Annotated in this window: 7 protein-coding genes and 1 pseudogene; 4 read left to right on the top strand and 4 right to left on the bottom strand. The window is 42.2% G+C overall.

Annotated elements, in window-relative coordinates:
• The 3 genes and pseudogenes from IM477_RS06740 to rplU form a co-directional block, all read right to left on the bottom strand.
• Positions 1-305, bottom strand: a pseudogene (locus IM477_RS06740) (IS4 family transposase); the annotation flags it as partial.
• 247 nt (positions 306-552) lie between these two features.
• Positions 553-822: a 50S ribosomal protein L27 gene (gene rpmA / locus IM477_RS06745; protein ID WP_002744094.1), complete on the bottom strand. Its 270-nt coding sequence runs from the start codon at positions 820-822 to the stop codon at positions 553-555.
• A gap of 34 nt (positions 823-856) precedes the next feature.
• Complete coding sequence (gene rplU, locus IM477_RS06750) at positions 857-1,246, bottom strand: 50S ribosomal protein L21 (protein ID WP_149989476.1); 390 nt, start codon at positions 1,244-1,246, stop codon at positions 857-859.
• A gap of 195 nt (positions 1,247-1,441) precedes the next feature.
• On the opposite strand from rplU, the gene murQ reads away from it, so the two are divergent.
• The 4 genes from murQ to IM477_RS06770 all read left to right on the top strand — a co-directional run bounded on the left by murQ (position 1,442) and on the right by IM477_RS06770 (position 5,126).
• On the top strand, positions 1,442-2,362 hold the full coding sequence (gene murQ / locus IM477_RS06755; protein WP_287731039.1) for an N-acetylmuramic acid 6-phosphate etherase: 921 nt from the start codon (positions 1,442-1,444) through the stop codon (positions 2,360-2,362).
• Positions 2,363-2,389: 27 nt separating this feature from the next.
• Positions 2,390-3,880, top strand: a complete 1,491-nt coding sequence (locus IM477_RS06760; protein ID WP_287731040.1) for a site-2 protease family protein — start codon at positions 2,390-2,392, stop codon at positions 3,878-3,880.
• Positions 3,881-4,060: 180 nt separating this feature from the next.
• Positions 4,061-4,438 carry a DUF4164 domain-containing protein gene (locus IM477_RS06765; protein WP_287731041.1) on the top strand — a complete coding sequence of 126 codons (378 nt, stop codon included), beginning with the start codon at positions 4,061-4,063 and terminating at the stop codon, positions 4,436-4,438.
• 109 nt (positions 4,439-4,547) lie between these two features.
• Positions 4,548-5,126: an esterase/lipase family protein gene (locus IM477_RS06770; protein WP_287731042.1), complete on the top strand. Its 579-nt coding sequence runs from the start codon at positions 4,548-4,550 to the stop codon at positions 5,124-5,126.
• Positions 5,127-5,297: 171 nt separating this feature from the next.
• Here the strand turns inward: IM477_RS06770 and IM477_RS06775 are convergent, their stop codons facing one another.
• The gene (locus IM477_RS06775; RefSeq protein WP_287731043.1) at positions 5,298-5,720 is read right to left on the bottom strand and encodes a hypothetical protein; all 423 of its coding nucleotides are present in this window, start codon (positions 5,718-5,720) and stop codon (positions 5,298-5,300) included.
• Between the last annotated feature and the right edge of the window lie 109 nt (positions 5,721-5,829).

A 5,829-nucleotide genomic window follows, 5' to 3' on the forward strand; every position in this document is an offset into this window, starting at 1 on the left:
CAAAGGTGAGATGCTCCCCCCAACTCCCAACTCGTCCGGTCTATGGCAATATATACTAATCCTTTTATTGTGAATATTTCTGGCTGTTTTAACATCTCTTTTAGGCACGGAAACCAGATTCTTTCAATATTCAGAATTTCGAGCTTTAAAAATCTTTTTAGTTTTTTTCGCCGACTCTCAAACAGGATTGGTATTGGTAGTGCTTCTGCTAATATCTCTAACTTGGCTTGCTTTAGTATTTGCCAGGTTCCAACTATCATTAACAACAGTAGATATCTGGCTCGCCCCAGTTCATTTTCTAACACTTTCTGGTATAGTTCACTTATCATTTTTGTTCTCTAGGTCATATTTACTATATATGACTTATAGCGTTTTTCAGTCTGCTGAGGTACAAAAGTTATGGGTTTTAGGCACTCATGCAAGAGGCAAAAGGCAAAAGGGAAGAAAAATAGGTGTACCTCACTAGCTTAGGAAACGATATAAATTATCTGAAAAAACCCCCTAGGATGAGTTAGGAGGTTACAGGGAAAAAATTAATCAGGGTTGATGGGATTAACTGGCGCTAACTTCAGCAGGATAAACGCTAACTTGACGGCGACTTTTATCCTTGTATTCAAATTTGACCACACCATCAATTAAAGCGAATAAAGTATCATCGCCACCACGACCGACATTTTTACCCGGGTGAACTTTAGTACCCCGTTGACGGATGAGAATATTTCCCGCTTTTACCACTTGACCACCGTAGCGCTTAACGCCTAGTCTCTGGGAACGAGAATCGCGTCCGTTGCGGGTACTACCCGTACCTTTCTTATGAGCCATAATTTCTCTCCAAATGCTTTTTTGATTCTAAAAGTTATTCTTCTTCATCGCTACTATCTTCTACAACTTCAGCGACGGAGGTAGCAGCAGTGGCGACTAGGGTTTTACCGTTATAATTGATTGAATCAATCATAAAACGGGTAATTTCTTGACGATGACCGCGTTTTTTACGGGTTTTCTTTTTCGGGCGCATTTTATAAACAATAACTTTTTTGCCCCGACGATGTTGCATGACAGTGCCTTCGACGGTGGCCCCTTCGATAAAGGGTTGACCGATGCTAATATCATCCTCATCATGGATTAATAGCACTTTGTCGATGGTATGGGTACTTTGTTCATCGACGGGAAGAAGTTCGATATCGTAATAGCGACCGGGTTCTACCCGAATCTGTTTGCCACCGGTCTCAATAATTGCGTAACTCATGAATTTTCTGCGCTCGTTTTGCCGTACAGGTAGCTGAAAAAAATTCCAGCTTTTGTGCTAATGTCTTCACCTGATCCGAGCAGGAATTGACACGATTTACCATTATCTAATATCTAGGGGGCAATTGTCAAGCTTTTAGCCCACCGATTGGCTATATACTAAAAATAATCTTACGAAAAACTCAATTAAACCGTTATGGAACAGTGGGAAAGCAGAGGACACCTGTTAACCGAACAAATTAACCCAAACAGCCTAAATTTAGACCAATTAAACCCGCTCGAATTGGTGGATCTCTTCAATCGCGAGGATGCCCAAACCCTAAAAGCGATCGCCATGGCCCAGCAAGAATTGGCCCTAGCGATCTCCCTGACCAGTCAAGCTCTGGCTAAAGGTGGTAGACTCTTTTACATTGGGGCGGGAACCAGTGGCCGGCTGGGGGTTTTGGACGCGGCCGAATGTCCCCCCACCTTCTGCACTCCCCCGGAATTGGTACAGGGAATTATTGCCGGTGGAGCGGCGGCGCTGGTGCGTAGTTCCGAAGATTTGGAGGATAAAGCGGAAGATGGAGCGGCGATTATTGCCCAGCGAGAAATTCACGAATTAGACGTGGTAGTGGGGATTACCGCCGGGGGGACAACCCCCTACGTTCACGGGGCTTTACAGGCGGCAAAACAGCGAGGTGCGACGACGATTGCTATTAGTTGTGTCCCCGCCGAACAAGTGGAGATCGCGGTGGATGTGGATATCCGGTTATTGACTGGACCGGAACTTTTGGCCGGCTCCACACGGCTGAAAGCGGGAACGGTGACGAAAATGGCTTTAAATATCCTTTCCACAGGGACAATGGTAATGTTAGGCAAGGTTTACGGCAACCAGATGGTCGATGTGGCAGTTACTAATCATAAACTCCATGACCGCGCCCTGCGGATTATCTGCAACCTTACCGATGTTAGTCGCGAGGAAGCGGCTATTTTACTGGAAAAAAGTGGCCGCCGGGTTAAACTGGCTTTGTTAATGCAGAAAACGGGACTTTCGGCGGCCCCAGGACAAGAATTGTTACAAAAGCATCGGGGTCAATTACGGGCCGCCCTGCAAGCTTATAATCAAATTGATTGATAAAAACCTATTGATTTTGACTTTCCTATGGTTAATATTTCTTCGGAAATTGCTGCGATTGCTGTTATTTTCCTCGTCGCTGGTGCTATCTTGACTTGGAGTTTTTATCGGGCTAAACCCTACGGCCAACTGGGAATTTTAGCTTGGTTACAATCCTTGGTACTCATAGCTCCTTGGTTAATTTTTTTCGGGCTATTTGCGGCGGGAATTTATCTCAATCTAGCGGTAATTCTCTTTTTACTGGTTGCTTCCACCATTATCTATATTTATTTGGGCAACCGTTTACGCTTACTGAAAACCAATCAGATAATTGAACCGAAAGTTAACCCGGCAGTTAGCCAGTCCGTTACTCCTCTAGAAACCACGGCATCGGTGACAGTAATTGTACCGGATGTGATGCCAATTCCCGAAGAGGATTTAAAAGTTATTCAGAGTATTTTTGGGATAGATACTTTTTTTGCCACCGAAACTATCTCTTTTCAGGAAGGGGCAATTTTTAAAGGCAATTTACGGGGAGAACCGGATCTAGTTCACTCGCGCTTAACCCAGAAATTAAGTAATCATTTTGGCGATAAATATCGTTTATTTCTGGTGGAAGGAACCGAGGAAAAACCAGTGGTAATTATCCTTCCCAAAACTAACGATCCTAGTCCTGCCACTCTTGCTCAAAAAAATCTCTCTTTAGTTTTGTTAGTAGCCACTATTGTCACCAGCTTAGAAGCGGCGGGAATTTTATTAGGTTTTGATTTGTTTAGTAATTGGCAGAGATATCGAGAAGCAATTCCCCTGAGTTTGGGTTTATGGTCGGTATTAATTGCCCACGAAATCGGTCATCTAATTATCGCTAAACGCCATAATGTTCGTCTCAGTTTACCCTATTTTCTTCCCACTTGGCAGATTGGTTCTTTTGGGGCGATTACTCGTTTTGAATCTTTATTACCTAACCGCAGTGTCCTATTTGATATAGCTTTCGCTGGTCCTGCTTTGGGAGGTTTGGTTTCTTTAATCTTGTTAATCGTTGGACTGACTTTATCTAATTCGGCCAGCCTTTTTCAAATCCCTAGTACCTTTTTCCAAAGTTCAATTTTAGTGAGTTTTTTAGCGCGGATAGTTTTGGGCGACGAGTTACAAAATGCTGTTATCTCCGTGCATCCTTTAACTGTTATCGGTTGGTTAGGATTGGTGATTACCGCCCTTAATTTACTGCCTGCTGGACAGTTAGATGGTGGCAGAATTGTTCAGGCTATTTATGGTCGCAAAATTGCCCGCCGCACCACTGTGGCCACTTTGGTCATTTTGGGCATTATTTCCTTAGTTAATCCCAGTAATCCGATTCCTCTCTATTGGACAATTTTAGTCGCTTTTTTACAAAGAGAGTTGGAAAGACCTAGTTTAAATGAGTTAACCGAACCCGATGACACCCGCGCCGGTTGGGGTTTATTACTACTCTTTTTAATGTTGGCGACTCTGATTCCTTTAAGCCCTAGTTTAGCGGGACGGTTAGGCATCGGTGGCTAAATACTTCCCCGAAATTCTTGCCATTGATTGCCGTCAAAAAAAAGCTTGACAAAAACTCAAGTCTTGACTTATAATTTTCTTATAATGGGAATCCGTGTCCGCCTATAGACCCCTGATTTTTCCGTAAAATATAGCCTCCAGTATTTACCCCTGAAGATTTGACTTTTGGAGTTGCTCAAAATGTCTAACGAAACTGTCACTTATTCCCTAGAAGCTGTCCTGACAAGGATTGAGGGGAAAATCGACTCTCTAGAAAAACGCCTTGACGAGAAAATCGACTCTCTGGAAAAACGTATTGACGAGAAAATCGACTCTCTGGAAAACCGTATTGACGAGAGATTTGACAAGATAGAAGACCGGTTAACTAAAGTAGAAATAGGACAGGCCGAACTCAAGGGAGAAATCAAAGCTCTGGATGAACGAGTAAGCACAAAAATCGAGGGATTAACTGCAAGGGTTGCCTATCAGGAATTCACCAATCGAGGGATTCTGATAGCATTGGTGGTCGCTATTTTAGGAGGTGCCGCTAAACTTTTTGGTTTTTTCCCTAATCCTTAGAAGTTGCCGGTAGCCGTACCTAGTAGATAGGCTCTTCCCCAAAATTTTTCGCTCATTACCCCGATCATTCGTTAGAATAGATTCAGAATTTAAGGATAAAACCTCATCTATGAATCCCGTTGTTTTGGTGCATGGTTTTCTGGACACTACTGCTGTTTTTAAACCGATGAGCGAGTATTTAAACTATCATGGTTGGCAGGTGCATAGTTTTAATCTAATTCCCAATCATGGTTACAAAAAGTTAGAAGTTTTAGCCGGTCAGGTGGAGAATTATATCGAGAAAAACTTTGCTAAAGAGCAGAAAGTAGATCTGATTGGGTTTAGTATGGGAGGATTAATTACCCGCTACTACCTGCAAAGATTGGGAGGAGTGGAAAGAGTGCAACGTTACCTAAATATTTCTGCACCGAATCGAGGCACTTTAACCGCGTATAGTTTACCCTTAGATGGGATTAGACAAATGCAGCCGGGGAGTCAATTTCTAGAGGATTTAAATCAAGATTGTCAACAAATTTTAAATAAAATTAAAACCACAATTATCTGGACTCCCTACGATTTAATGATATTTCCTGCCCATAGTTCCCGTTTATCGGTGGGTAAAGAAATTTCGATTCCTGTATTGCTTCATGCTTGGATGGTCAAAGATAGCAAAGTTTTAACAACAATTAAAGAGGCTTTATTAGAATAGAAATACTGGTTCTCTCCAATACCCGAACAAGGTCAAAATATCACCAACAAAAAAGTTAATTATCATCAAAAAAGCTTGACTTATGGTTATAATTGTGCTAATTCAAAAATGAAACGCATCAGCGGCGGACTTCGGGATTTGTATCATTAGAAGATTATTAAAACTCTAGGTTTACTCACTTAAATTAGCAGTTTCTAGCCATTTTTTACCCATTTCAATGGGAATACCGAGGGGAGGACAGAGAACTTTAATTAATTCAATTCCTCCCGTGATTAAAATGCTTCTTAAGCGAGAATTTTTCTTGATTTCTGCGTCAACTTGTGCGACAAAAGTTTGTTTTTCAATTTCGGTATTAGTGGGATAAGTTTGGGTAAGTTGGCTGATAAGTTGCTGGATTTCTTGAGCGGCTTCAGCTAAATTTTGGGGTGTGGCGTAATTATGTTGAACTGCTTTTTGATCTCCTTGCACCGTATCGGCAAAGTTAGCAATATTTGCTCCACGAAGGTCATATTTAGGAGTTTCTGACATAGGATTAAAAGATTGAGGATTACTGATGAGAATTAGGGTTTGCGGCAAAAAGTACGGGCGAAGCATTCGGATAGAAAATCTCCGGTTTCACCGATAGGTTATTGCCCGAATGCTTCGCCCCTACAGGACGCGGGCCGATGAAGACGCAAGGTTTTGAAGGACGATTCTCTCAAAA

Origin of the sequence: Microcystis sp. M090S1 (assembly GCF_020246295.1) — a bacterium.
Classification (GTDB): Bacteria; Cyanobacteriota; Cyanobacteriia; order Cyanobacteriales; family Microcystaceae; genus Microcystis; species Microcystis aeruginosa.